The following is a 25,081-nucleotide window of genomic DNA, read 5'->3' on the forward strand; positions in this document are numbered from 1 at the left end:
CTACTTCCTTGGCTCAGCTTTTGCGTTGTAGCGGCGCGTCCACTCGGCCAGGATGCGCTCGCGGTTCTCGGCCGCCCAGCCGAAGTCCATCTTCACCAGGCGCGCCTCGTAGTCCTTGGGCACGTTGGCCAGCGGCGCGGCCACGCCCGGCTGCGCGGTGATGGCGAAGTTCTTGCCGTACAGCAGCATCGCGTCCTTGCTGCTGGCCCAGTCGGCCAGCTTCTTCGCGGCGTCGAGCTTCTTCGTGCCCTTGTGGATGGCAAACGCCTCCAGGTCCCAGCCCAGGCCTTCCTTCGGGAACACCAGGTCGATCGGCGCGCCCTTGGCCTTGTTGGCGTTGGCGCGGTACTCGAAGCTGATGCCCACCACGTACTCGCCGCTGGCCGCCATGTTGCAGGGCTTGGAGCCCGAGTGCGTGTACTGCGCGATGTTCTCGTGCAGCGCATCCATGTACTTCCAGCCGCCGCCCTTGCCGCCGTCGTCGCCCCACAGCGTGAGCCAGGCGGTGACGTCGAAGAAGCCGGTGCCCGACGAAGCCGGGTGCGGCATCACGACCTGGCCCTTGTAGGCGGGCTTGGTCAGGTCCTTCCAGGTCTCGGGCCTGGGGATGCCCTTCTTCGCGGCCTCGACGGTGTTGAAGCACACCGTGGCGCCCCAGACGTCCATGCCGAACCAGGCCGGCGGGTTCTTCTTGTCGCGGTACTGCGACATGATGGCGTCCAGGTTCAGCGGCTTGTACGGTTCGAGCATGCCGTTGCGGTCCAGCAGCGCCAGGCTGGACGCGGCCACGCCCATCACCGCATCGGCCTGCGGGTTGGCCTTCTCGGCCAGCAGCTTGGCGGTGATGACGCCGGTGCTGTCGCGCACCCACTTCAGCTCGATGTCCGGGTGCACCTTGTTGAAGCCTTCCTGGTAGGCCTTCAGCTGGTCGGTCTCCAGCGCGGTGTAGACGAGCAGCTGGGTCTTCTGCGCCGCGGCGGGGCCGGCGGCCAGCGCCAGCAGCGCGGTGCCCAGCAGCGGCGCCATTGTCTTGAGGAATGCGAAGGAACGCGGCAGTGGCATCAGTCTCTCCTGGTTGTCCTGTGTCGGAACGGGGTCGGAAGCACAAAAACCGCTGAGCATGGCCCGCCACCGGTGACAGCACGATGACCAGCCGCCGCGGCATCTTCGGCGTCGCTCGCATCGCTTGTCAACGGTCATCGGTCGATTGTTGACAATCTACGATCTCGGGCTTCCAATCGCTCTCCATGAAGACCCTGAATCCGCAGCGTGCCGCACCGACCCCGTCGGCCCAGGCGCTAGCGAGCGCCGTGCCAGCCTCTGCGGCGGCCGCGGCGCGGACCACCATCGCGCTGCTGCAGGCGCATTCGCTGACCTCGGCGGTGCATGCCGAGATCGAGCGCCTGATCCTCGCCGGCGAGCTGGCGCCCGGTGCCAAGCTCACGGAGGCGCTGCTCGCCGAACGCCTGGGCGTGTCGCGCGGGCCCATCCGCGAGGCCTTCCGCATCCTCGAGGAAGCCGGCCTGGTGCGGCAGGAGAAGAACCGCGGCGTCTTCGTGCGCAGCATCCCGATGGACGAGGCGGTCGAGATCTACGACCTGCGCGCGATGATCGAGGAGAGCGCCGGCCGCCAGCTGGCCGAGCGCATCACGCCCGAGCAGGCGAAGGCGCTGCGCACCATGGTCGAGCAGATGGAACGCCTGGTGCGCGACGGGCACGATACGAGTGCAAGCGACCAGTACCACCTGCTGAACCTGGGCTTCCACGAGGCGCTGGTCGACTTCGTCGGCAACCGCAAGCTGTCCACGCTGTACCGGCGGCTGGTGAAGGAACTGTCGCTGCTGCGTCGCGTGAACCTGGCCGGCGGCCGGCAGATCCCGGTCTCGGTCTCCGAACACCGCGCCATCCTGAAGGCCATCACGGCCGGCGACGCCGAGGCCGCAGGCCGCGCGCTGCGCGCCCACGTGCTGGAGAGCAAGGTGCGCACGCTGAAGAACGCCGGTGCGCTTGCGCCCGCTCCCGACGAACCCGCCACGGCCGCCGCGCCTGCCGCGGCACCGAAGAAAGCCCGCCATGCCTGAGGTCAACGGCCGCCACTACCGGCCCGCCCGCCAGCCCACCGTCGTCGTCTGCGTCGACGGCTGCGAGCCCGAGTACATCGCCCAGGGCGTTGCCGCCGGCGCCATGCCCTGGATGCAGCGCACGCTGCAGCAGGGCACGGCGCTGATCGCCGATTGCGTGGTGCCCACCTTCACCAACCCGAACAACCTCAGCATCGTGACCGGCGCGCCGCCCTCGGTGCACGGCATCTGCGGCAACTACCTGTACGACCCCGCCTCGGGCACCGAGGTGATGATGAACGACCCCAAGTGGCTGCGCGCACCCACCATCCTGTCGGCGCTGGCCGAGGCCGGGCAACGCTGCGCCGTCGTCACGGCCAAGGACAAGCTGCGCCGGCTGCTGGGGCACGGCATGCATGGCATCTGCTTCTCGTCGGAGAAGGCCGACACCACCACCGAGGCCGAGAACGGCATCGCCGGCGTGCTGGAACTCGTGGGCCAGCCGCTGCCCGACGTGTACAGCGCGGCGCTGTCCGAGTTCGTCTTCGCCGCCGGCGTGCGGCTGATGCAGACCCGCCGGCCCGACATCACCTACCTCAGCACCACCGACTACATCCAGCACAAGCACGCGCCCGGCACGCCCGGCGCCAATGCCTTCTACGCGATGATGGACCGCTACCTGGGCGAACTCGACGCGCTCGGCTGCGTGATCGCGCTCACCGCCGACCACGGCATGAACGCCAAGACCGGCATGGACGCGCGGCCCGACGTGATCTACCTGCAGGACCTGCTCGACGGCTGGCTGGGCCCGTCCACGGCGCGCGTGATCCTGCCCATCACCGACCCCTACGTGGTGCACCACGGCGCGCTCGGCTCGTTCGCCACCGTGTACCTGCCCGCCGGCGCCGACCGCGCCGGTCTTGCCGCCCGCCTGGCGGCGTTGCGCGGCGTCGAGAGCGTGCACACGCGCGAGCAGGCGGCGGCCCACTTCGAGCTGCCGCCCGACCGCATCGGCGACCTGGTGGTCATCGGCGAGCGCTTCACCGTGCTCGGCACCAGCGCCGCACGCCACGACCTCAGCGCGCTGGAAGTGCCGCTGCGCTCGCACGGCGGCGTCTCCGAGCAGCGCGTGCCGCTGATCCTGAACCGCCGCATCGACGGGCTCGATCCGCAGCGGCGCTGGCGCAACTTCGACGCCTTCGACCTGGCCCTGAACCACGCGCAGTGAGGCGACGATGAGCAACGACGTGCGGCACGAGGCCCTGCGCATCGCAGGCGAGAAGGTCGGTGCCGGACGCGCCGCGCACATCGCCGTGCACGACCCGTTCTCGGGCCGGCTGGTCGGCACCGTGCCCAAGGCGACGCTGGCCGAGGTGCAGCGTGCGTTCGACATCGCGCACGGCTACCGCGCCCGGCTGTCACGCTTCGAGCGCTCGAACATCCTGAACCGCGCCGCCGCCGCGGTGCGCGCGCGCACGGCCGAGATCGCGGCGCTGATCACCGCCGAGTCGGGGCTGTCGCTGAAGGACAGCACCTACGAAGCCGGGCGCGTGGCCGACGTGCTGATGTTCGGCGCGATGGAGGTGCTGAAGGACGACGGCCAGACCTTCAGCTGCGACATCACGCCGCACGGCCGCCGGCGACGGGTGTACACGCAGCGCGACCCGCTGCTGGGCGTGATCACCGCGATCACGCCCTTCAACCACCCGATGAACCAGGTGGCGCACAAGGTCGTGCCCGCGGTGGCCACGAACAACCGCATGGTGCTCAAGCCCAGCGAAAAGGTGCCGCTGTCGGCGCTGCTGTTCGCCGACATCCTGTACGAAGCCGGGCTGCCGCCCGAGATGCTGAGCGTGCTGACCGGCGATCCGCGCGAGATCGCCGACACGCTGATCACGCACCCGGCGGTCGATCTCGTCACCTTCACCGGCGGCGTGGCCATCGGCAAGTCGATCGCCAGCAAGGCCGGCTACCGCCGCATGGTGCTGGAACTCGGCGGCAACGACCCGATCATCGTGATGGACGACGCCGACATCGACGAGGCCTCGACCCTGGCGGTGCAGGGCTCGTACAAGAACTCGGGCCAGCGCTGCACCGCCGTCAAGCGCATGCTGGTGCACGAGGCCGTGGCGGCCGCGTTCACCGAGGCCGTGGTCGAGAAGACCCGCGCCTGGCGCTGGGGCGATCCCACCGACACGCACAACGAGATGGGCACGGTGATCGACGAGGCCGCGGCGGGGCTGTTCGAGACCCGCGTGCAGGCGGCCGTGGCGCAGGGCGCGCGGCTGCTGGCGGGCAACCAGCGCGACGGCGCGCTGTACGCGCCCACCGTGCTCGACCGCGTGCGCCCGGAGATGACGCTGGTGCACGAGGAAACCTTCGGCCCGGTCTCGCCCATCCTCACCTTCGGCTCGATCGACGAAGCCATCGCCATCGTCAACGGCACGGCCTACGGGCTGTCGTCGTCGCTGTGCACGCAGCGGCTGGACGTCATCACACGCTTCGTCGACGCGCTGCACGTGGGCACGGTCAACGTGCGCGAGGTGCCCGGCTACCGGCTGGAGCTGACGCCCTTCGGCGGCATCAAGGACTCGGGACTGGGCTACAAGGAAGGCGTGCAGGAAGCGATGAAGAGCTTCACCAACACCAAGACCTACTCGCTGCCGTGGACATGAGGGCGTGATCCACCTGCTGAACCTGCTGGCAGCGATCGCGCTGCTCGTCTGGGGCACGTACCAGGTGCGCACCGGCATGCTGCGCGTGTTCGGCGAGAACCTGCGCCACGTGCTGGCGCGCAGCATGGGCCGGCGCGCCACGGCGCTGCTGGCCGGCATCGGCGTCACCAGCCTCGTGCAGAGCGCCACCGCCACCTGCCTCATCGTGGCCAGCTTCGTCGGCCGCAAGCTCGTGCCCACCGCAGCCGCGCTGGCGGTGATGCTGGGCGCCGACGTCGGCAGCGCGCTGATGGCCGTGGTGCTGTCGTTCGACCTGTCGTGGCTGTCGCCGCTGCTGATCTTCAGCGGCGTGGTGCTGTTCATCAGCCGGCAGGACACGGCCGCCGGCCGCATCGGCCGCGTGCTCATCGGCCTGGGGCTCATCACGCTGGCGCTGCAGCTCATCGTCGCCGCCACGCAGCCGCTGACGGCCTCGCCCGCGCTGCGCGGGCTGCTGGCGGCACTGCCCGACGAGGCGCTGCTGGACATCGTGGTCGGCGCCGCGCTCACGGTGCTGGCCTATTCGAGCCTGGCCATCGTGCTGCTGACGGCGGCGCTGGCCTCGCAGGGCATCCTGCCGGCCGAGGTTGCGCTGGGGCTGGTGCTGGGCGCGAACCTCGGCAGCGGCGTGCTGGCGATGATCGCCACCAGCGGCGACGCCGCGGCCACGCGCCGGCTGCCGCTGGGCAACTTCCTGTTCAAGGCGGCGGGCACCCTGGTGGCGCTGCCGCTGCTGGGCCCGTTGCAGGGGCTGCTGCAGCAGGCACTGCCGGCACCCCACGCGCAGGTGGTGGCCTTCCACCTCGGTTTCAACGTCGCGCTGGCGCTGCTGTTCATCGGCGGCACCGGCGTGGTGGCGCGGCTGGTCGAGCGCTGGCTGCCCGACGACGCGCCCGACCCGGCGCGCCAGCGCAGCAGCCACCTCGACCCGGTGGCGCTGGCCACGCCCTCGCTGGCCATCAGCAGCGCGGCGCGCGAGGCCCTGCACCAGGCCGACGTGGTGGAACAGATGCTGCGCGGCGTGCTGCCGGTGCTGCGCGACAACGACCTGGCGCTGGCCGAGCGCCTGCGCGCACGCGACGACGAGGTCGACCGGCTGTACAGCGCGATCAAGTTCTACCTGACGCAGATCTCGCGCGAGGCGCTGTCCGAACGCGAGAGCCGGCGCTGGACCGACGTGGTCAGCTTCACGATCAACATGGAACAGATCGGCGACACCATCGAGCGCGTGCTGCAGGACATCGAGGACAAGAAGATCCGCAAGCAGCGCCGCTTCTCCGACGCCGGCATGGCCGAGATCTGCCACCTGCACGAGCGGCTGCTGGCCAACCTGCGGCTGGCGATGGGCGTGTTCCTCGACGGCCATGTGCGCGACGCGCAGGCGCTGCTCGAAGAGAAGGCGCGCTTTCGCGAGCTGGAGCACGCCTATGCCGCCAACCACATCGCCAGGCTGCAGCACAACACGGCGCAGAGCATCGAGACCAGCTCGCTGCACCTGGACCTGCTGAGCGAGCTCAAGCGCATCAACTCGCACCTGTGCTCCATCGCCTACCCCATCCTCGAGAGCAAGGGCGCGCTCGCGGCCACGCGGCTGCGCGCCAGCCGGCTGGCCGAACTGGACGAACTGCCGCACACACCATGATCAGCCTGGACGAGATCGAGACCCTGCTCCTCACCCGGGGCCACGCGCAGTACAGCGGCGAGCCCGTGACGCAGCTGCAGCACGCGCTGCAGACGGCCGCGCTGGCCGAAGCCGCCGGCGCCGACGATGCGCTGGTGACGGCAGCGCTGCTGCACGACCTGGGTCACCTGGTGCAGGACCTGGGCGAGACGCCGACGCTGCGCGGCGTGGACGACCTGCACCAGTACATCGCCCTGCCCTTCCTGCGCCGGCTGTTCCCCGAGCGTGTGCTGGGCGCGGTGCAGGGCCATGTCGACGCCAAGCGCTACCTGTGCGCCACGCGGCCGGGCTATCTGCAGGCCTTGTCGGCCGACTCGCAACGCAGCCTCGCGCTGCAGGGCGGCGTGTTCGACGCGCAGCAGGCCGCCGACTTCATCGCCCGCCCGGGTGCGGCCGATGCCGTGGCGCTGCGGCTGTGGGACGACCTGGCCAAGTCGCCCGACGCGCCGACGCCGCCGCTGGCGCACTTCATCGGCCGCGCACGCCGCTGCACCCTGTGAGCCCGGCCGGCGGGCGGGGCAGAAGGCAGGAACGATGGCGGGGCTGACCTGGCCGCTGGTCGCCCTGGTGCTGCTGGGTGCGCTGCTGCACGCCGGCTGGAATGCGCTCGTCAAGTCCAGCGGCGACAAGCCGCTCGACACCGCGCTGGTGCACTTCATGGGCGCCGTGGTCGCGCTGCCGCTGCTGCTGTGGGCAGGGCTGCCGCAGCCGCAGAGCCTGCCCTTCATCGCCGCGTCGCTGGCCGTGCACATCGGCTACTACGTGGCACTCGCCGGGGCCTACCAGCACGGCGACCTGGGCCTGACCTACCCCATCATGCGCGGCTTCGCGCCGCTGCTGGTGGCACTGGCCAGCGCGCCGCTGCTGGGCGAGGCGCCCAGTGCCGGCGCCTGGGCCGGCATCGTCGGCATCACCGTGGGCGTGGCGATGGTGGGGCTGGCGCATCCGGGCCAGGCGCTGCACCACCGCAAGGCGCTGGCCTTCGCGTTCGCCAACGCCGCCATCATCGCCGTCTACACCGTGCTCGACGGCCGCGGCGTGCGCGTGGAGGTGGCGCACGGCGGCGAGGCGCTGCGCTACATCCTGCTGCTGTTCGTGCTGGACGGCCTGCCCTACCCGCTGCTGGTGCTGCTGGCGCGCCGCCGCAGCGGCCGCGGCGGCGAGGTGCTGGCCTACGCCCGCCGCCGCTGGGGTCTGGCGGCGCTGGGCGGCAGCGCGTCGATCGGCTCCTACGCCATCGCGCTGTGGGCCATGACGCAGGCGCCGGTGGCCAGCGTCGCGGCGCTGCGCGAGACCTCGGTGCTGTTCGCGGCGCTGCTGGGCTGGTGGCTGCTGGGCGAACGCTTCGGCCTGCAGCGCACCGCCGGCACCGCCGTCATCGTCGGCGGCGTGGTGGCGCTGCGGCTGGCCTGAGCGCCGCGCCGGCCGCGGCCCTACTGCAGCGCGCCGGTGGACGGCGGCTGGTCGCGCACCGGCGTGAACATCTCGCCCACGTCCACCGCGTCGAAGCGGTACTGCAGGCCGCAGAACTCGCAGCCCACCTCGACCTCGCCGCGCTCGGCGATCAGGCCGTCGCTTTCCTCGCGGCCCAGCCCGCGCAGCATGTTCTGCACGCGCTCGCGCGAGCAGGTGCAGGCGAAGCGCGGGTGCTCGGGCTCGAACACGCGCAGCGTCTCTTCCCAGAACAGGCGGTGCAGCACCTGCTGCGGCTGCAGCGTCAGCAGTTCCTCGCGCGTGAGCGTGGCGGCCAGCATGGCGATGCGGTTGAAGGCGTCGCTGAGGCCGATGTCGTCCTCGTTCTTGCGACCACCCAGGTTGCCTTCGCCCTGCACCGGCAGGCGCTGGATCAGCAGCCCGGCCGCGACCTCGTCGTTGGCCGCCAGCACCAGGCGTGTGTCGAGCTGCTCGCTCTGCAGCATGTAGTGCTCGAGCACCTGCGCCACCTGCTGCAGCGGCTCTCTCTGGTCGCCGTGCAGCGGCACCACGCCCTGGTAGGGCTGCTGGCCGGGCAGGCGGTCCTTCGGGTCGAGCGTGATGGCGCAGCGGCCCTGGCCGCCCACGTTCACCAGCGCCTCCAGCTGCGCGTCGTCGGCGATGTCGCCCACCACCTTGGCAGTGGCGCGGAACGTCAGCTCGGGCTGGATCTCGGCCACAGCCAGCTTCACCGGGCCGTCGCCGTAGATCTGCAGCACCAGCGCACCGTTGAACTTGATGTTGGCCTGCATCAGCACGCCGGCTGCGGCCATCTCGCCCAGCAGCACGCGCACCGGGGCCGCGTGCGGGCCCAGTTCCTGGCGGCGCTGCAGCACCTCGCGCCAACTGTCGGTCAGGCGCACCAGCATGCCGCGCACCGGCAGGCCCTCGAAGATGAACTTGTGCAGCTCGGACATCAGGCGATCCGCTGCAGGCCGCCGCGGTGGCGCGCCGCGTTGGCCACGTAGTGGCGGGCGCTCCACTGCAGGCGTTCGATCTGCTCGGGCGTGAGCGGCCGCACCACGCGCGCCGGGCTGCCGAGGATCAGCGAGCCATCGGGGAATTCCTTGCCTTCGGTGACGACCGAGCCGGCGCCGACGATGCAGTGGCGGCCGATCTTCGCGCCGTTGAGGATGACGCTCTGGATGCCGATGAGCGAGTGGTCGCCCACGGTGCAGCCGTGCAGCATCACCTGGTGGCCCACGGTGACGCCCTCGCCGATGGTCAGCGGCACGCCGGCATCGGTGTGCAGCACGCTGCCGTCCTGGATGTTGCTGTTGCGGCCGACGACCATCCAGTCGTTGTCGCCGCGCAGTGTGCAGCCGTACCAGACGCTGGCGCCTTCCTGCAGCTCGACACGTCCGATCACGCTGGCGCTCTCGGCCACCCAGGCGCCGGGGTGGATGCGGGGGGCGTCGTCCCCGAGTTGGTAGATGGCCACGGAGGTCCTTGTTGGGCGAAGGCGATAATTTTAAGGATGGAGCTGCGTGAACAGGCCTTGAAGGTCTTGTGCGAACCCGACCCGGCGGCCAAGGCCGCCGCGGCCCGCGCGCTGCATCTTGCGCCACCGCCGCTGGACACGCGGCGCGTGCTGCTGCCGCCCGCGCCGCTGCCCGGTCGCCCGCTGCGGCCGCGGCTGGTGCCGCCGCAGCAGGTGGCCACGCGCAGCCCGTTCACACGCGCCGGCCGCGCCGCGCTGCTGCACGCGGTGACGCACATCGAGTTCAACGCGATCAACCTGGCGCTCGACGCGCTGTGGCGCTTCCCCGGCCTGCCCGAGGCCTACTACCGCGACTGGCTGCAGGTGGCGGGCGAAGAAGCGCTGCACTTCACGCTGCTGTCCGAACACCTGCAGAGCCTGGACTGCCGCTACGGCGACCACGACGCGCACGACGGCCTGTGGGCCATGACCGAGCGCACCGCCGGCGACGTCACCGCGCGCATGGCGCTGGTGCCACGCACGCTGGAAGCGCGCGGCCTGGATGCCACGCCGCCGATGCAGGCCAAGCTGGCGCGGGCCGGGGACACCCGCGCGGTGGAGATCCTGGACACCATCCTGCGCGACGAGATCGGCCACGTCGCCATCGGCAACCGCTGGTACGCGTGGCTGTGCGCGCGCGACGGCCTGGACCCGGTGGCGCACTACGCCGTGCTCACCGCGCGCCACGGCGCGCCGCGGCTGCGCGCGCCGTTCAACACCGCGGCACGCCGCGCCGCAGGCTTCAGCGATGCCGAGATCGCGGCGCTCACCTCGCTGCCTCCCCTGTCGAACACACCCTGAAGAGCGGACCCTGCATGCGCATCCTCGTCGCCGGCTTCCAGCACGAAACCAACACCTTCGCCCCGTCGCAGGCCGACTGGGCCGCGTTCCAGTCGGGCGCCGGCTACCCCGAAAGCACGCGCGGCGCGGCCATGCTGGCGCGCATGGCGCCGACCTCGCTGCCGATGGGCGGCTTCCTGCGCGACGCCGCGGAGCGCGGCTGGCGGCCGGTGCCGTCGGTCTGGGCCGGTGCCACGCCCTCGGCCCACGTCACGCGCGACGCCTTCGAGCGCATCGCCGCGGCGCTGCTGGACGACGCACGCGCCGCGGTGGCCACGGGCATCGACGGCGTCTACCTCGACCTGCACGGTGCTGCGGTCGCCGAACACGTGGACGACGCCGAAGGCGAACTGCTGGAGCGCCTGCGCGCCGTGGTCGGCCCCGCGCTGCCGTTGGTGGCCAGCCTGGACCTGCACGCCAACGTCACCGCCCGCATGCTGCGCCACGCCAGCGCGATGACGGCCTTCCGCACCTACCCGCACGTGGACATGGCCGAGACCGGCGCGCGCGCCGCCGGCCTGCTGGCGCTGCTGTTGGCAGGCACGCCGCTGGCCACGCACGCCGAGCGCCTGCCCTTCCTGCTGCCGCTGAACGCGCAGTGCACGCTGATGGAGCCGGCCGCCGGGCTGTTCCAGGACCTGTCGACCCTGGAAGCGCAGAGCGGCGTGCACCTGAGCTTCGCGATGGGCTTTCCGGCGGCCGACTTCGACGAATGCGGCCCGGTGGTCTTCGGCCACGGCCGCGACGCCGACACCGTGGCCGCCAACGTGCAGGCGCTGGCCGCCAACGCCGTGGCGCAGCGCGCCGACTGGGCGCTGGAACTGCTGTCGCCGGCCACCGCGGTGGCCAAGGCACTGGCGCTGGCAGCTGCGGCTGCACCGGGCGCCGGCCCGGTGGTGATCGCCGACACGCAGGACAACCCCGGCGCCGGCGGCGACAGCAACACCACCGGCCTGCTGCGCGCGCTGCTGGAGGCCGGCGCCGGGCAGCGGTATCCGGGCGGCGTGGCGCTGGGCCTGCTGTGGGACCCCGACGCCGCGGCCGCGGCCCACGCCGCCGGTGTCGGTGCGACGCTGTCGCTGCAGCTCGGCCGCGCCGTGCGCAGCTTCGACGGCAGCACCACCGACGCGCCGGTGGAAGCACGCTGCACGGTGGCCGCCCTCAGCGACGGCGTGGTGCCGCTGCACGGCCCGATGACGGCCGGCAACACCGCCACGCTGGGCCCGAGCGCGCGGCTGGTGGTCGATGGCGTCAGCGTGCTGGTCAGCAGCGCCAAGACGCAGATGCTCGACCTGGACCTCTACCGCTTCCTGGGCGTGGAGCCGGCGTCGATGCGCGTGCTGGTGAACAAGAGCTCGGTGCACTTCCGTGCCGCGTTCACGCCGATCGCCAGCCACATCCTGGTGGCACGCGCGCCGGGCCCGATGGCGGCCGACCCGGCCGAGCTGCCCTGGCGCAAGCTGCCCGCCCACATCGACCGCAGGCCCTGAACGGCCGCCGCCCACCGGCCCGCAACTTGCGTCTGTCCAGGCTGGATTTCACGGGGCGCACGATTACACTGCGCCACCTTTCCCACCCCACTCTTGCAGAGTCCACCATGACCCAGCTTTCCACCCGTCGTTTCCTGCAGACGGCGGCCTTCGTGGCCGTCGGCCTGGTGCTCGCCGCCTGCGGCAAGAAGGAACAGGCCCCGGCCCCCGCGCCCGTGGCGTCGGCCCCCGCGCCCGCGCCGGCCAAGGTCTACACGGTCGGCACCGACGCCGCCTACGCGCCGTTCGAGAGCCAGAACGAGAAGGGCGAGATCGTCGGCTTCGACATCGACGTCGTCACCGCCATCGCCCAGAAGGCCGGCATCGAGGTGAAGTTCGTCAACACCCCCTGGGAAGGCATCTTCAACGCGCTGGGCCAGGGCGACCGCGACCTCGTGGTCAGCGCCGTCACCATCACCGAGGAGCGCAAGGGCACGATGGACTTCACGGCCCCGTACTTCGACGCCGCGCAGCTGATCGCGGTGAAGGAGACGAGCAAGGTCGCGAAGTTCGCCGACCTGAAGAAGCTGAAGGTGGGCGTGCAGACCGGCACCACCGGCGACGAGGCGGTGAGCAAGCTGCTGGGCAAGACCAACACCAACATCAAGCGCTTCGAGAGCACCCCGCTGGCGCTGAAGGAGCTGGAAGCCGGCGGCGTGGACGCGGTGGTCGCCGACAACGGCGTCGTCATCCACTACGTGGCCAACAACCCGGGCGGCAAGTTCAAGACCGTCAGCGACGCCGAGTTCGTGCCCGAGCAGTACGGCATCGCCGTCAAGAAGGGCAACACCGAACTGCTGGAGAAGCTGAACAAGGGCCTGGCCGACATCAAGGCCGACGGCACCTACGACCAGATCTTCGCCAAGTACTTCGGCGCTGCACCGGCCAAGGCCGCGGCCCCGGCGTCGGCGGCCTCGAAGTAAGCGGGGTCCGGCGGTGGATCTGCGCTGGGAGATCCTCGCCGGCTACGGGCCGCTCTTCTGGAGCGGCCTGCTGATGACGATCCAGCTCACGCTGGTGGCCATCGGCGCCGGGCTGGTGCTGGGCGTGGCGTTCGGGCTCGTCAGCAGCTCGGCCGACGCGCCGGCACCGGCGTCGAAGCCCGCCGCCTGGCTGCTGAAGCTGGCGCGCGGCGTGACGCTGGCGTACGTCACCTTCTTCCGCGGCACGCCGCTGTTCGTGCAGATCCTGCTGGTGCACTTCGCGCTGATGCCGGCGCTGGTGCACCCCGACAACGGCCTGCTCGTCTCGGGCGAGATGGCCCGCACGTTCCGCCAGGAGCACGGCGCCTTCCTCTCCGGCTGCGTGGCGCTGAGCCTGAACGCCGGCGCGTACATCAGCGAGATCTTCCGCGCCGGCATCCAGAGCATCCACCGCGGCCAGACCCAGGCCGCCTACAGCGTCGGCCTCACGCACGTGCAGGCGATGCGCTTCGTGATCCTGCCGCAGGCCTTCCGCCGCATGGTGCCGGCACTGGTGAACGAGGGCGTCACGCTGATCAAGGATTCGTCGCTGGTCAGCGCCATCGGCCTGGCCGAGCTGGCCCTGGCCGCGCGCACCGTGGCCGGCGCGTATTCGCGCTACTGGGAGCCGTACCTGGCGATCTCGGTGCTGTACCTGGTGCTGACGCTGACGCTGTCGCTGCTGGCCAAGCGGCTGGAGGCGCCGGCGCACCTGCGGGGGCGTTAGCGGGCTGTGCCCGGCCGGGGCCGTCAGGCCTCGAAGAAGTAGCGCTTCAGCCCGGCCAGGATCATCTCGACGGCAATGGCCGTCAGCACCAGGCCCATCAGTTTCTCGATCGCCGCCACCATCGACGAGCCCAGCAGCTTGCGCAGCCGGTCGGCGGCCAGCAGTACGATGCCCGAGACCAGCATCGCCGCCGTCAACGCCCCGAACCACGACAGCAGGCGGTCGGGCTGCCGCGACGCCAGCAGCAGCACGGTGGCCATCGCCGACGGCCCGGCCAGCAGCGGCACCGCGAGCGGAAAGATGAAGGGCTCGCGCCCGCTGCCGTCGGCGGCGTACACCTCGCCGCCGCTGGCGAAGATCATGCGCACGGCGATGATCAGCAGGATCACGCCGCCGGCCACCTCCAGCGAACGCTCCGACAGCCGCATCAGGGCCAGGAAGTGCTGGCCCGCCACCATGAACACCGCCAGCACCGCGAACGCGATCGCCACCTCGCGCAGCGCCACCACGCGGCGGCGCTCGGGCGCCACACCGCGCAGCACCGAGATGAAGATGGGCAGGCTGCCGAACGGGTCCAGCACCAGCAGCAGCAGCACGAAGGCCGACAGGAATGTGTGGTCCATGGGGCGGCGATTCTGCTGCAAGCCCGTCCCGACCCCGGACTGTTGCGCGGAAGCCGCAGTTGCACGCGTTTACCCGCACTGAATCGGGCCCGGCTCCGGGTTTTCACGGGCCCGCCTTTAGACTCTGCGCTGTTTCGGGAACACAGAAATCCTGCGCGCCCGTCAAGACATTCACGGTTTCACCCCTAAAGGAAGCAACATGCAGCGCACTCTCATGGCAGCCGCCGCGGCCCTCCTGGCCACCGGTTCGGCGTTCGCCCAAAGCAGCGTCACGATCTACGGTCGCGCCAACGTCACCGTCGAATCGCTCGACCGCGACGGCGTGAAGACCACCGAGCTCGTGAACAACGCCTCGCGTCTGGGCTTCAAGGGCACCGAAGACCTGGGCGGCGGCCTGAAGGCCAACTTCGTGCTGGAGCACCGCTTCAGCATCGACACCGGCATTCCCGCCAGCACCTTCTGGGCCGGCCAGAGCGAAGTGAACCTGGAAAGCGCCACCTTCGGCACGCTGCGCCTGGGCCAGTTCACCAGCGAGGCCTACTACGCCACGGCCGACTACATCAGCATGCACAACCACGACACGGGCACGTCGTCGGATGCGCTGTACGCCTACCTGGGCCGCGACACCAACAAGATCGCCTACCGTCTGCCGACGCTGGTGAAGGGCCTGCAGCTCGAAGGCGCCGTCAGCATGGCCGAAGGCAGCGCCAACCTGCGCACCTACGACTTCGCCGCCAACTACCAGCTGGGTTCGCTGGCCCTGGGCGCCGGCTACCAGAAGTTCGGCGACGACAACCAGTTCGCCGTGCGCGCGCTGTACGAAGTGGGTTCGTTCGTGTTCGGCGCCTACGTGCAGCAGAACGAAGACGTGTCGAACGGCCGTGGCGACCGCACCACGTTCCGCCTGAGCGGCGCCTACAACCTGGGCGCCTCGGAGTTCCACCTGAACTTCGGCGCTGCCGACGACTACAGCAACGTCGCCAACAGCGACGCGCAGCAGTTCACGCTGGGCTACAACTACAACCTGAGCAAGCGCACCAAGGTCTACGCCTTCTACACCGAAGTGGCCGACGGCAGCGCCAAGGTCTACGGTGGCGACTTCAGCTCGATCGCCGTGGGCGTGCGCCACAACTTCTGAGCGTCCTCGCTCCGAAACGACAAGCCGGCCTGCGGGCCGGCTTTTTCATGGCCGGGCGGCCGTCGGTCAGCCGCACCACTCAACCGCGCGGGTGGTGCCGGGCGTGCAGCTGGCGCAGGCGCTCGCGCGCCACGTGCGTGTAGATCGTGGTGGTGCCGATGTCGGCATGGCCCAGCAGCAGCTGCACCGCGCGCAGGTCGGCACCGTGGTTCAGCAGGTGCGTGGCGAAGGCGTGGCGCAGCGTGTGCGGCGACAGCGGCGCCGTGATGCCGGCATGCCGTGCATGCCGCTTGACCAGGGTCCAGAACATCTGCCGCGTCATCGGCCCGCCCCGCGCGGTGACGAACAGCGCATCGCTCACCTGCCCGCCCAGGATCACGCCGCGGGCCTGGCCGATGTAGCGCTGCAGCCAGGCATGCGCCTCCTCGCCGAAGGGCACCAGCCGCTCCTTCGAGCCTTTGCCCACCACGCGCAGCACGCCTTCGGCAAAACCCAGGTGCACGGTCTTCAGACCCACCAGTTCGCTCACGCGCAGGCCGCTGGCGTACATCAGCTCGATCATCGCGCGGTCGCGCAGGCCCAGCGGCGTGGCCACGTCGGGCGCGGCCAGCAGGGCCTCGACCAGCCCTTCGCTCAGGTCCTTGGGCACGCGCAGCGGCTGCCGTGCGGCACCGAGCTTCAGCGTGGGGTCCTGCGTGACCAGGTGCTCGCGCAGCGCCCAGCGGAAGAACCGCTTGAACACCGTGAGCCGGCGGTTCGCCGTGCTGGCGCGGGTGCCGGCATGGCGCGCCGCCATGTAGCCCAGCAGGTCGGACTCGGTGCTGGCGGCCACGCCCCTGGTGCCGCGCTCGCCGGCCTGGGCCTGCAGCCAGGCGGCGTAGAGCGCGAGATCGCGGCGGTAGGCGGCCAGCGTCAGCGGCGCCAGCCCGTCCTCGATCCACAGGGCGTCGACGAAGCGGTCGATGACCGCTGCGTCGGCGCCGGCGCCGCTGCTCAATCGAGCTTCAGCTTCTGCTGGTCGACGACCTTCTTGTAGACGTCGAACTCGGCACGGATCTGCGCCGCGAACTGCTCGGGCGTGTTCAGCACCATCAGCGAGCCGGTGTCCTCGATGCGCTTCTTCACCTCGGGAAGCTCCGACGTGCGCTTGACGGCCGCATGGATGCGGTCGACCACGTCCTTGGGCAGACCCTTCGGACCGAGCACGCCGTAGTAGGCCATGCGGTTCACCGGCTCCAGGCCGACTTCCTTGAAGGTCGGCACGTTGGGCAGCACGGCCAGGCGCTGCGGCGCGGCCACGACGATGGGCACCAGGCGGCCGTCCTTGATGAACGGCAGCGCGGAGGGCAGGTTGTCGAAGATGATGGGCACCTGGCCTGCGACGGTGTCGGTCAGGGCCGGGCCCGCGCCACGGTACGGGATGTGCGTGATGAAGGTCGCCGACAGGCTCTTGAAGAGCTCCATCTGCAGGTGGCCGATGCCGCCGGTGCCGGAGCTGGCGAAGCTGTACTTGCCCGGGTTCTTCTTCACTTCCGCCAGGAAGCCCTTGTAGTCGCGGGCCGGGAAGCTGGGGTGCACGGCGATCACGTTGGGCGTGGCCGCGATGTTGATGATGGGCGTGAAGTCGGTGGTCGGGTTGTAGCCGATCTTGGTGTTGATCGCGGGGTTGGCCGCGGTCGTCGACACGGTGGCCATGCCCAGCACGTAGCCGTCGGCCGGGGCGCGGATCACTTCCAGCGCGCCGATCGAGCCGCCGCCGCCGGCCTTGTTCTCGACCACCAGGTTCTGGCCCAGCGCGGCATTGGCCTTCTCGGCGACGACGCGGGCGACGATGTCGGTGGTGCCACCCGGAGCGAAGGGCACGACCAGGCGCACGGGCTTGTTCGGGTAGGCCTGGGCGAGCACGGCCGCAGGTGCGGCCAGCAGTGCGGCGGCCAGGAGGTGCAACGATCTTCTGTTCATGCGCAGGTTCTCCGGGGGGTCGGGAAGGAAGGATGAGGCCGGCATTGTCGCCGCATCCGGATGCGGGTCTCGACGTCGGCCGGCCGTGCTTGGATGCGGGTCCGCTGCGGGCGTTCCCTGGGGATTGCACTGGCACACTGCCGGCCATGCACGATGCCCTGCTGCTGCTGCCCGACTTCCTGCTGATCCTGTGCGGCTTCGTGCTGTGCCGCTACACGCCGCTGAACCGCCCGCTGTGGGACGGCGTCGAGCGGCTGGTCTACGTGGTGCTGTTCCCGGCGCTGCTGTTCACGTCGATCGTGCGCCATCCGCTGTCGCCCATGAGCCTGCTGCCGCTGGCGGGCAGCAGCGTGGCGGTGGTGCTGTGCGGCGTGCTGCTGGCCTTCGCGCTGCGGCTGGCCCCTGGCGTGGACACGCGGCTGCACGCCTCGGGCGCACAGACCGCCTTCCGCTTCAATTCGTACGTGGCGCTGGCGCTGTCCGAGCGCATCGCCGGCACGCAGGGCCTGGCCTGGATGGCGCTGATCGTGTCGCTGGCCGTGCCGCTGTGCAACGTGGCCGCGGTGTGGCCGCTGGCACGCCACGGCGGCCACGGCTTTGCCGGGCAGTTGCTGCGCAACCCGCTGATCCTGGCCACCGGCGCCGGCCTGCTGTGCAACCTGCTGGGGCTGCGGCTGCCGGAGATCGCCTCGACGACGCTGTCGCGCATCGGCGCGGCGGCGCTGCCGCTCGGCCTGATGGCCGTGGGCGCCGGGCTGCAGTTCGGCGCCCTGCGCGAAGGGCCCAAGCTGGCCGCGGCGCTGCTGGCGATCCGCCACGCCGCGCTGCCGGCGCTGGCCATCGGCCTGGTGCTGGCATTGCAGATGCCCCCGGCGCAGCAGGCCATCGTGGTGGCCTTCGCCGCGATGCCCACCGCGTCCAGCGCCTACGTGCTGGCGGTGCGCATGGGCGGGCACGGGGGCTACGTGGCCGGGCTCGTCACCGTCTCGACGCTGCTGGGCATGGCCGGCCTGCCGCTGGCGCTGGCCGCGCTGGCGCTGCTGCGCGGCGGCTGACGCACGCGCAGGTCAGCAGGCCAGCGCCCAGTCGATGTGCTCCTGCACCAGCGGCGTGGCCGCCGCACGGGCCCCGTGCAGCGCTGCCCGCACGGCCGCGTCGTCGTGCGCGCGCAGCGCGTTGCCCAGCGCCACCGCCAGGTTGCGCTGCCAGCGCTGGTGGCCGATGCGGCGGATGGCGCTGCCCTCGGTGCGGCGCAGGAACGTGGCCTCGTCCCAGGCCCACAGCGCCAGCAGCGTGCTGCCGCCCAGGCCCTCGCGCTCGTCGAAGTCGGGCAGCGCCGTGCGCTGCGCGTGGCGGTTCCACGGGCACACGAGCTGGCAGTCGTCGCAGCCGTAGATGCGGTTGCCCATCGCGGGGCGCAGCGCCTCGGGAATCGGGCCGTCGTGCTCGATCGTGAGGTAGCTGATGCAGCGCCGCGCATCCAGCCGGTACGGCGCCACGATGGCCTGCGTGGGGCAGGCGTCGATGCAGGCCGTGCAGCTGCCGCAGTGCGCCGAGGTGGCCGCGGTCAGCGGCAGCGGCAGGTCGACGAAGAGTTCGCCCAGGAAGAACATCGAGCCGGCGTCGCGGTGCAGCGCGAGCGTGTGCTTGCCGCGCCAGCCCGGGCCGCTGCGTGTGGCCAGTTCCACTTCCAGCACCGGGGCCGAGTCGGTGAAGACACGGTGGCCCAGCGGCCCGACCACCGCCGCCAGGCGCTCGGCCAGCGTCTGCAGGCGCTGGCGCAGCACCTTGTGGTAGTCCCGCCCCCGTGCGTACACCGACACCACGGCCTCGCCCGGCTGCTGCAGGCGCTGCAGCTCGTGCTGCTGCCAAGCCGCGGGGGTGGCGCGCGGCAGGTAGTCCATGCGCGCGGTGACCACGCGCACCGTGCCGGGCACCAGCTCGGTCGGGCGCGCACGCTTCAGGCCATGCGCGGCCATGTAGCCCATGCCGCCGTGGAAACCGGCCTGCAACCAGGCCTGCAGTCCGGGCTCTGCGTCCGCCATGTCCACGTCGGCCACACCGATCTGGGAGAATCCCAGCTCACGCGCCCACTCTCGCAGCTGCTGCAACAGCGAATGCCCGTCGAAGTGATGCCGGTCCATGCACCGATTCTAGAAACCCGCACCCTGCACTGGCCCGACGAGGCCGCGTGCGCCACCTGGGCCGCCGCGCTGGCGAACCACGCCGAACTGCGCAACGCCTTCATCACGCTGCATGGCCCGCTGGGCGCGGGCAAGACGACCTTCGTGCGCCACCTGCTGCGTGCGCTGGGCGTGCAGGGCCGCATCAAGAGCCCCACCTATGCCGTGGTCGAGCAGCACAGCGCGCCGGGCCTGGCGATCGCGCACTTCGACTTCTACCGCTTCGACGACGCGCGCGAGTGGGAAGACGCGGGCTTTCGCGACGTCTTCGCCGCACCAGGACTGAAGCTGGCCGAGTGGCCCGAGAAGGCCGACGGCGTGCTGCCGCTGCCCGACCTGGCGCTGACGCTGGAGCCGCAGGACGACGACATCCGCCTCGTCACCGCACACGCGCACACGCCCCGCGGCGTGGCGCTGCTGGCCTGATGCACATGCACCGCCGCCGGGCCGTGCTGGCCATGGGTCCGCTGGCGCTGCTGCTGACCCGTCCGCAGCTGGCCTGGGGCGCGGGCATCGTGGGCGTGCGCGTGTGGCCCGCGCCCGACTACACGCGCATGACGATCGAGTCCGACGGGCCGCTGACCGCCTCGCACTTCATGACGGCCGGCCCCGACCGCCTGGTGATCGATCTCGACGGCCTGGAGCTCAGCCCGCAGCTGCGCGAACTGGTCGGCAAGGTGCGGCCCGACGACCCGTACATCGCCGGCGTGCGCGTGGGCCAGTTCCAGGCCCGCGTGGTGCGCCTGGTGGTCGACCTGAAGCAGGCCGTGGCGCCGCAGCAGTTCACGCTGCAGCCGGTGGCGGCTTACCAGCACCGGCTGGTGTTCGACCTGTATCCGACGCAGGCCACCGACCCGCTGCTGGCGCTGATCCGCGAGAAGGAGGCCGCCGAAGACGCGGCTGCGCAGACGGTGCAGGACGCACTGGGCGAGCTGATCGCGCGGGTCGACAAGCCCGGCGCCCCGGTCACGGCACCTGCGCCCGCGCCGCGGCCGGCCTCGGCGCCGCGCCTGCAGACACCTGCCCCGGCGCCGCCGGAGCCGCCCGCCACCGAGGCCGAACGGCGCCGCGTCGACCGCCTCGTCATCGTGGCGCTCGACCCCGGCCACGGCGGCGAGGACCCCGGCGCCATCGGCCCCACCGGCCTGCGCGAGAAGGACGTGGTGCTGTCCGTGGCGCTGCAGCTGCGCGACAAGCTCAATGCGGTGCCCGGCATGCGCGTGATGATGACCCGCGACGCCGACTTCTTCGTGCCGCTGGGCGAACGCGTGCGCAAGGCGCGACGCGTGCAGGCCGACCTGTTCGTCTCGATCCACGCCGACGCCTTCTTCCGGCCCGAGGCGCGTGGCGCCAGCGTGTTCGCGCTGTCGACCAAGGGCGCTTCCAGCACCGCAGCGCGCTGGATGGCCGAGAAGGAGAACGCCGCCGACCTGGTGGGCGGCGTCAACGTCGCCAGCGTCCGCGACACCCAGGTGCTGCGCGCGATGCTCGACATGAGCACCACGGCGCAGATCCAGGACAGCCTGCGCATCGGGCGCGAGGTGCTGTCGCGCATCGGCCGCGTCGGCAAGCTGCACAAGCGCCAGGTCGAGCAGGCCGGCTTCGCGGTGCTGAAGGCGCCCGACATCCCCAGCATCCTGGTCGAGACGGCCTTCATCTCGAACCCGGAGGAAGAAGACAAGCTGCGCGACCCGGCCTACCAGGCGCGGCTGGTCGATGCGCTGGCCACCGGCATCCGCCGCTACTTCGCGAAGAACCCGCGGCTGGCGCGGCAGCGCACGCTGTAGCCGCGGCGGCTCCCGGCGGCCTCAGCCCGGCTGCACCCCGGCGCTGCGCGCCTTCCAGGCGCCGTACAGCACGAACAGCCCCGGCACGATGATCATCGCCCAGATGATCTTGCTCAGGTTGGCCTGCACCCACGGGATGTTGCCGAACAGGTAGCCGGCCGTGGTGATGCCCAGCACCCACACCAGCGCGCCGATCACGTTGAACAGCGTGAAGCGGCTGCGCGTCATTTCGCCCACGCCGGCGACGAACGGCACGAAGGTGCGCACGAAGGGCATGAAGCGGCCGGCGATCAGCGCGAAGGCGCCGTAGCGTTCGTAGAACGCGTGCGTGCGGTCGAACGCCGCGCGGTTGAAGAAGCGCGAGTGCTCCCAGCGGAACACGCGCGGGCCCACGTGGCGGCCGATGCTGTAGTTGACCTGGTCGCCCAGCACCGCCGCCACCACCAGCAGCACCAGCGTCAGCGGCAGGCTCATCAGCCCCAGGCCGCACAGCGCGCCGACCACGAACAGCAGCGAGTCACCGGGCAGGAAGGGCATCACGACGACGCCGGTCTCGACGAAGATGATTGCGAACAGCAGCGCGTACACCCAGGCGCCGTAGGTCTGCACGAACTGCATCAGGTGCACGTCGACGCGCAGGATGAAGTCGATGAGGGCGGCGACGAGGTCCATGGCGGCGCATTATCGCGACAGCCCGCCTCCTACAATTCCGGTCCATGAACGCCGTGCTCTCGCCACGCCGCCCCATCCGCGAGTTGCCCGACACGCTGGTGAGCCAGATCGCCGCCGGCGAGGTGGTGGAACGCCCGGCCTCGGTGGTGCGCGAACTGGTCGACAACGCGCTCGACGCCGGCGCCACGCACGTCACGCTGCGCCTGGCCGCCGGCGGCGTGCGCAGCATCGTGGTCGAGGACGACGGCGGCGGCATCCCCGCCGCCGAGCTGCCGCTGGCGCTGAAGCGCCACGCCACCAGCAAGATCGCGTCGCTGGCCGAGCTGGAATCGGTGGCGACGATGGGGTTCCGCGGCGAGGCGCTGGCCGCCATCGCCTCCGTCTCGGACCTGGCCATCACCAGCCGCACCGCCGGCGCCGCGCACGCCACGCGGCTCGACGCGCGCAGCGGCGAGCTGCAGCCCGCGGCGCGCGCCGTGGGCACCACGGTCGAAGTGCAGGAGCTCTTCTTCAGCACGCCGGCGCGGCGCAAGTTCCTGAAGACCGATGCCACCGAGCTGGCGCACGCGCTGGATGCGGTGCGCCGCCATGCGCTGGCGCGGCCCGACGTGGGCTTTGCCGTGTGGCACGAAGGCCGGCTCGTGGCGCAGTGGCGCGCCGCCGACGAGGCCACGCGCATCGCCGACGTGCTGGGCCGCGACTTCATCGCCGCCAGCCGCCCGCTGGCCGTGGCGGCCGGGCCGCTGCAGCTGCACGGGCGCGCCGGCCAGCCCGAGGCCGCACGCACGCGCAGCGACCAGCAGTACCTGTTCGTCAACGGCCGCTTCGTGCGCGACCGGCTGATCGCCCACGCCATCCGCTCGGCCTACGAAGACCAGCTGCACGGCAGCAAGCAGCCGGCCTACGCGCTGTTCCTGCAGATCACGCCCGAACTGGTGGACGTGAACGTGCACCCGACCAAGATCGAGGTGCGCTTCCGCGACGGGCGTGCCGTGCACCAGGCCGTGCACCGCGCGGTGCAGGACACGCTGGCGGCCACGCGGGCCGCCGTGGTGCCGCTGCCGGCGGCGCCGTCGGTGCCGCCCACTGCGCCTGGCACGCCCGAAGACGCAGACGGCGCCGCCGTGGCCAGGCTGCCATCGACCAGCTGGCAGCCGTCGCTGCCGCTGGCCGCCCCGGCCGCGCAGGAACCGGTGCCGCGCTGGGCCGGCGACGGCGTCCGCAGCACGCCGCAGGGCAGCGGTGGCCTGGCCGCCTGGGCCGGCCTGCGCATGCCGCCGACCACGTCGACGCCTGAGGCATTGCCCGCTGCCGAGCCTGCTGCGCACCCGCTGGGCCGCGCGGTGGCGCAGATCGGCGGCGTCTACGTGCTGGCCGAGAACGCGCACGGGCTGGTCGTCGTCGACATGCACGCGGCGCACGAGCGCATCGTCTACGAACGGCTGAAGCAGGCGGCCGACAGCAGCACGGCGCTGCCGTCGCAGCCGCTGCTGATCCCGGTGAGCTTCGCCGCCACCGATGCCGAGCGCGCCACGGCCGACACCGAACAGGCCGCGCTGCTGGCCCTGGGGCTGGACGTGGGCGTGCTGTCGGCGACGACGCTCGTGGTGCGCAGCCGCCCTGCCGCGCTGCCCGATGCCGACCTCGCCGAGCTGACGCGCTCGGTGCTGGCCGAGCTGGGCGCCGTGGGCGCCAGCCGCGCCGTGCAGCGCGCGCGCGACGAGCTGCTCGCCACGATGGCCTGCCACGCCGCCGTGCGCGCGCACCGACGCCTGACGCTCGACGAGATGGACGCGCTGCTGCGCGACATGGAAGCCACCGAGCGCGCCGACACCTGCAACCACGGCCGACCCACCTGGCGCCAGGTGACGATGAAGGAGCTCGACGCGCTGTTCCTGCGCGGCCGCTGAACACGCGCCGTCACACAGGCGCCATCGACAGTGGGGAGACTCGCAGCCTATGCTGTTGTCGGCATTTCCGACAACCATACCGAGGAGACCCCATGCCACTGTCCTGGACCCGCGGCCTGCTGGCCGCAGCCGCCCTGAGCCCCCTGCTGGCCTGCGCCAGCCCCGCCCCCGACGCCGTGCGCGCCGCCCAGATGGGCCCGCGGCCGTTCTTCCTCGTGAACGACATGAACGACAGCGCGCTGAAGACGCAGCTGCAGTCGTGCGCGAAGAAGGCCGTGTTCACCCCGCGCGACTGGTCCATCGGCCACCGCGGCGCGGCGCTGCAGTTCCCCGAGCACACGAAGGAGTCGTACGAAGCCGCCGCGCGCAGCGGCGCCGGCATCGTCGAGTGCGACGTCACGTTCACGAAGGACAAGCAGCTCGTCTGCCGCCACGCGCAGAACGACCTGCACACCACCACCAACATCCTGGCCACGCCGCTGGCCAGCACCTGCGTCAAGCCGTTCACGCCGGCCACCTTCGACGCCGCCGGCAACCTGCTGACGCCGGCCAGCGCCGAGTGCCGCACCAGCGAGATCACGCTGGCCGAGTTCAAGACGCTGCGCGGCAAGATGGACGCCGCCAACACGCGCGCGCGCACGGTGAACGAGTACCTGGCCGGCACCGCCAACTTCCGCACCGACCTGTACTCGGGCCCGAGCAGCGGCACGCTGCTGACGCACGCCGAGAGCATCGAGCTCTTCAAGCGCCTGGGCGTGAAGATGACGCCCGAGCTGAAGTTCCCGAGCGTGGCGATGCCCTTCGACGGCTTCACGCAGGAGCAGTACGCGCAGAAGATGATCGACGAGTACAAGGCCGCCGGCGTGCCGGCGCGCAATGTCTGGCCGCAGTCGTTCTACCAGCCCGACGTGCTGTACTGGGTGAACAAGGAGCCGGCATTCGGCAAGCAGGCGGTCTTCCTGGACGATGCCAACTCCGACGCCGACCTGCCGAGCGCCGCCGACCTGCTGAACTACAAGGCACAGGGCATCAACATCGTCGCCCCGCCGACCTTCGCGCTGCTGAAGGCCGACGCCGCCGGCAACATCGTGCCGTCGCCCTACGCGATGAACGCCAAGGCCGCGGGCCTGGACATCATCACCTGGACGGTCGAGCGCTCGGGCATCCTGGCCGACGGCAACAACGGCTTCTACTTCCAGGGCTTCGACAGCGCCATCCAGCGCGAAGGCGACCTGATGCGCGTGCTGGACGTGCTGGCCAAGCAGGTGGGCGTGATCGGCGTCTTCAGCGACTGGCCGGCCACCACCACCTTCTACGCCAACTGCGCCGGGCTGAAGTAA

24 protein-coding genes are annotated in these 25,081 nt (G+C 71.3%); 16 read left to right on the forward strand and 8 right to left on the reverse strand.

What is annotated here, in order from left to right; all coding sequences use genetic code 11:
- Window positions 1-1,026 (reverse strand): putative 2-aminoethylphosphonate ABC transporter substrate-binding protein, encoded by a 1,026-nt coding sequence (locus ACPOLB_RS07430; protein ID WP_425261890.1) that lies wholly within the window; start codon window positions 1,024-1,026, stop codon window positions 1-3.
- A 221-nt stretch (window positions 1,027-1,247) separates the two neighbouring features.
- On the opposite strand from ACPOLB_RS07430, the gene ACPOLB_RS07435 reads away from it, so the two are divergent.
- From ACPOLB_RS07435 to ACPOLB_RS07460, 6 genes are read left to right on the forward strand one after another with little or no spacing between them, the layout of a single operon-like run.
- Window positions 1,248-2,081 carry a phosphonate utilization associated transcriptional regulator gene (locus ACPOLB_RS07435; RefSeq protein ID WP_425260673.1) on the forward strand — a complete coding sequence of 278 codons (834 nt, stop codon included), beginning with the start codon at window positions 1,248-1,250 and terminating at the stop codon, window positions 2,079-2,081.
- Window positions 2,074-3,288, forward strand: coding sequence for a phosphonoacetate hydrolase (phnA, locus tag ACPOLB_RS07440; protein ID WP_425260674.1), 1,215 nt, complete (start codon window positions 2,074-2,076; stop codon window positions 3,286-3,288). Before ACPOLB_RS07435 ends, phnA begins: the two co-directional genes overlap by 8 nt.
- A 7-nt stretch (window positions 3,289-3,295) precedes the next feature.
- Window positions 3,296-4,735 carry a phosphonoacetaldehyde dehydrogenase gene (gene phnY / locus ACPOLB_RS07445; protein ID WP_425260675.1) on the forward strand — a complete coding sequence of 480 codons (1,440 nt, stop codon included), beginning with the start codon at window positions 3,296-3,298 and terminating at the stop codon, window positions 4,733-4,735.
- Between the two features lie 4 nt (window positions 4,736-4,739).
- Window positions 4,740-6,416 carry a Na/Pi cotransporter family protein gene (locus tag ACPOLB_RS07450; protein WP_425260676.1) on the forward strand — a complete coding sequence of 559 codons (1,677 nt, stop codon included), beginning with the start codon at window positions 4,740-4,742 and terminating at the stop codon, window positions 6,414-6,416.
- Window positions 6,413-6,955 (forward strand): phosphonate degradation HD-domain oxygenase, encoded by a 543-nt coding sequence (locus tag ACPOLB_RS07455; RefSeq protein WP_425260677.1) that lies wholly within the window; start codon window positions 6,413-6,415, stop codon window positions 6,953-6,955. Before ACPOLB_RS07450 ends, ACPOLB_RS07455 begins: the two co-directional genes overlap by 4 nt.
- A gap of 34 nt (window positions 6,956-6,989) precedes the next feature.
- The gene (locus tag ACPOLB_RS07460; protein WP_425260678.1) at window positions 6,990-7,868 is read left to right on the forward strand and encodes an EamA family transporter; all 879 of its coding nucleotides are present in this window, start codon (window positions 6,990-6,992) and stop codon (window positions 7,866-7,868) included.
- A gap of 20 nt (window positions 7,869-7,888) precedes the next feature.
- Here ACPOLB_RS07460 and ACPOLB_RS07465 read toward each other — a convergent pair whose 3' ends face one another.
- Window positions 7,889-8,845: an Hsp33 family molecular chaperone HslO gene (locus ACPOLB_RS07465; RefSeq protein ID WP_425260679.1), complete on the reverse strand. Its 957-nt coding sequence runs from the start codon at window positions 8,843-8,845 to the stop codon at window positions 7,889-7,891.
- Window positions 8,845-9,369, reverse strand: coding sequence for a gamma carbonic anhydrase family protein (locus ACPOLB_RS07470; protein WP_425260680.1), 525 nt, complete (start codon window positions 9,367-9,369; stop codon window positions 8,845-8,847). Before ACPOLB_RS07470 ends, ACPOLB_RS07465 begins: the two co-directional genes overlap by 1 nt.
- A 36-nt stretch (window positions 9,370-9,405) precedes the next feature.
- On the opposite strand from ACPOLB_RS07470, the gene ACPOLB_RS07475 reads away from it, so the two are divergent.
- From ACPOLB_RS07475 to ACPOLB_RS07490, 4 genes are all read left to right on the forward strand, one after another.
- Window positions 9,406-10,209 (forward strand): ferritin-like domain-containing protein, encoded by an 804-nt coding sequence (locus ACPOLB_RS07475; RefSeq protein WP_425260681.1) that lies wholly within the window; start codon window positions 9,406-9,408, stop codon window positions 10,207-10,209.
- A gap of 14 nt (window positions 10,210-10,223) precedes the next feature.
- Window positions 10,224-11,738, forward strand: a complete 1,515-nt coding sequence (locus tag ACPOLB_RS07480; RefSeq protein WP_425260682.1) for a M81 family metallopeptidase — start codon at window positions 10,224-10,226, stop codon at window positions 11,736-11,738.
- A gap of 107 nt (window positions 11,739-11,845) precedes the next feature.
- A complete protein-coding gene (locus ACPOLB_RS07485) occupies window positions 11,846-12,700 on the forward strand; it encodes a basic amino acid ABC transporter substrate-binding protein (protein WP_425260683.1) in 855 nt (284 codons plus the stop codon).
- A gap of 13 nt (window positions 12,701-12,713) precedes the next feature.
- Entirely contained in the window at window positions 12,714-13,466 is a 753-nt protein-coding gene (locus ACPOLB_RS07490) for an amino acid ABC transporter permease (RefSeq protein WP_425260684.1), read from the forward strand.
- Between the two features lie 23 nt (window positions 13,467-13,489).
- Here the strand turns inward: ACPOLB_RS07490 and ACPOLB_RS07495 are convergent, their stop codons facing one another.
- Window positions 13,490-14,089, reverse strand: coding sequence for a MarC family protein (locus ACPOLB_RS07495; protein WP_425260685.1), 600 nt, complete (start codon window positions 14,087-14,089; stop codon window positions 13,490-13,492).
- Between the two features lie 199 nt (window positions 14,090-14,288).
- On the opposite strand from ACPOLB_RS07495, the gene ACPOLB_RS07500 reads away from it, so the two are divergent.
- A complete protein-coding gene (locus ACPOLB_RS07500; protein ID WP_425260686.1) occupies window positions 14,289-15,227 on the forward strand; it encodes a porin in 939 nt (312 codons plus the stop codon).
- Between the two features lie 79 nt (window positions 15,228-15,306).
- On the opposite strand, the gene xerD is transcribed toward ACPOLB_RS07500, so the two are convergent.
- Window positions 15,307-16,224, reverse strand: a complete 918-nt coding sequence (xerD, locus tag ACPOLB_RS07505; RefSeq protein WP_425260687.1) for a site-specific tyrosine recombinase XerD — start codon at window positions 16,222-16,224, stop codon at window positions 15,307-15,309.
- Window positions 16,221-17,189 (reverse strand): tripartite tricarboxylate transporter substrate binding protein BugE, encoded by a 969-nt coding sequence (locus ACPOLB_RS07510; RefSeq protein WP_425260688.1) that lies wholly within the window; start codon window positions 17,187-17,189, stop codon window positions 16,221-16,223. The genes xerD and ACPOLB_RS07510 overlap by 4 nt, the downstream gene beginning before the upstream one ends.
- Before the next feature lie 146 nt (window positions 17,190-17,335).
- Between ACPOLB_RS07510 and ACPOLB_RS07515 the strand changes: the two genes are divergently transcribed.
- Window positions 17,336-18,244, forward strand: a complete 909-nt coding sequence (locus ACPOLB_RS07515; protein WP_425260689.1) for an AEC family transporter — start codon at window positions 17,336-17,338, stop codon at window positions 18,242-18,244.
- 12 nt (window positions 18,245-18,256) lie between these two features.
- Here ACPOLB_RS07515 and queG read toward each other — a convergent pair whose 3' ends face one another.
- The gene (gene queG / locus ACPOLB_RS07520) at window positions 18,257-19,333 is read right to left on the reverse strand and encodes a tRNA epoxyqueuosine(34) reductase QueG (protein WP_425260690.1); all 1,077 of its coding nucleotides are present in this window, start codon (window positions 19,331-19,333) and stop codon (window positions 18,257-18,259) included.
- Between queG and tsaE the strand changes: the two genes are divergently transcribed.
- On the forward strand, window positions 19,307-19,798 hold the full coding sequence (gene tsaE, locus ACPOLB_RS07525; RefSeq protein ID WP_425260691.1) for a tRNA (adenosine(37)-N6)-threonylcarbamoyltransferase complex ATPase subunit type 1 TsaE: 492 nt from the start codon (window positions 19,307-19,309) through the stop codon (window positions 19,796-19,798). The two genes, queG and tsaE, sit on opposite strands and share 27 nt — an antisense overlap.
- Window positions 19,799-19,803: 5 nt before the next feature.
- On the forward strand, window positions 19,804-21,159 hold the full coding sequence (locus ACPOLB_RS07530) for an N-acetylmuramoyl-L-alanine amidase (protein ID WP_425261891.1): 1,356 nt from the start codon (window positions 19,804-19,806) through the stop codon (window positions 21,157-21,159).
- A 21-nt stretch (window positions 21,160-21,180) separates the two neighbouring features.
- Here the strand turns inward: ACPOLB_RS07530 and ACPOLB_RS07535 are convergent, their stop codons facing one another.
- Complete coding sequence (locus ACPOLB_RS07535) at window positions 21,181-21,831, reverse strand: DedA family protein (protein ID WP_425260692.1); 651 nt, start codon at window positions 21,829-21,831, stop codon at window positions 21,181-21,183.
- 44 nt (window positions 21,832-21,875) lie between these two features.
- Between ACPOLB_RS07535 and mutL the strand changes: the two genes are divergently transcribed.
- Together mutL and ACPOLB_RS07545 are read left to right on the forward strand one after the other, a co-directional pair.
- Window positions 21,876-23,741 carry a DNA mismatch repair endonuclease MutL gene (gene mutL, locus ACPOLB_RS07540; protein WP_425260693.1) on the forward strand — a complete coding sequence of 622 codons (1,866 nt, stop codon included), beginning with the start codon at window positions 21,876-21,878 and terminating at the stop codon, window positions 23,739-23,741.
- A gap of 92 nt (window positions 23,742-23,833) precedes the next feature.
- A complete protein-coding gene (locus tag ACPOLB_RS07545) occupies window positions 23,834-25,081 on the forward strand; it encodes a glycerophosphodiester phosphodiesterase family protein (RefSeq protein WP_425260694.1) in 1,248 nt (415 codons plus the stop codon).

Origin of the sequence: Rubrivivax soli (genome assembly GCF_049810355.1) — a bacterium.
GTDB lineage: Bacteria > Pseudomonadota > Gammaproteobacteria > Burkholderiales > Burkholderiaceae_C > Rubrivivax.